The sequence below is a fragment of the Anaerotignum faecicola genome, from assembly GCA_024460105.1.
Taxonomy (GTDB): Bacteria; Bacillota; Clostridia; order Lachnospirales; family Anaerotignaceae; genus JANFXS01.
Map to the genome: position 1 here is coordinate 1 of JANFXS010000070.1, position 590 is coordinate 590.

Genomic DNA, 590 nt, shown 5'->3' on the forward strand with positions numbered 1-590 from the left:
GGAGAATATAAAAACTGCCTGCCATCACTTTTCCACGGTAGATATGTTCCGGTTTCTGCATGGTACAGAGCCATTTGTAGGTATTCCCCATCTGTTCCATATCGCACATCCGGCTGGCCAGGGCCGCCATGACAATGGGACACAGGATCGTGTTCATCAGAAGTAGGTTGGTGAATACCATGGCGCTCACATCATTCAGACGGGAGACGTCCAGGTCATCAATGCACCAGTATGTCCAGGCCGTGATGAGGACAAATACCATCAGGAACAGAATTGGGATGTGGCGGCGGCGCAGTTTGCGCATTTCCAGGGCAAATTCTGTCTTTTTACTCATAGTCCCGCCTCCTTTACCATGCCAAGATAGATATCCTCAAGGTTCTGCCGCTTTTCCTCCGCCCGGTACAGTTCAATTCCGTGGTTTATAAGGGTGCGGATCACCTGTGCCAGTATCCGGTCCGGAAGGAAGGGAAGACGGATGCCGTTGTCGGTGAAATAACAGAAGCTGTCCGGAGAAATGGTATCCTTTCTTTCACAAAACAGGTTGGAGAGATCTTCATTTTCCCGCAGCAGGGAGGCGGCGCCTGTGTCAT

General features: G+C 51.0%; 2 protein-coding genes. Both read right to left on the reverse strand.

The window, feature by feature from the left end:
• Window positions 1-334 (reverse strand): ABC transporter permease (locus tag NE664_12780; protein MCQ4727510.1); only part of this gene is annotated, 334 nt, incomplete at its 3' end.
• Window positions 331-590, reverse strand: a 260-nt coding sequence (locus NE664_12785) for an ABC transporter ATP-binding protein (GenBank protein ID MCQ4727511.1), incomplete at its 5' end; no start/stop codon positions are given. The genes NE664_12780 and NE664_12785, both read right to left, overlap by 4 nt.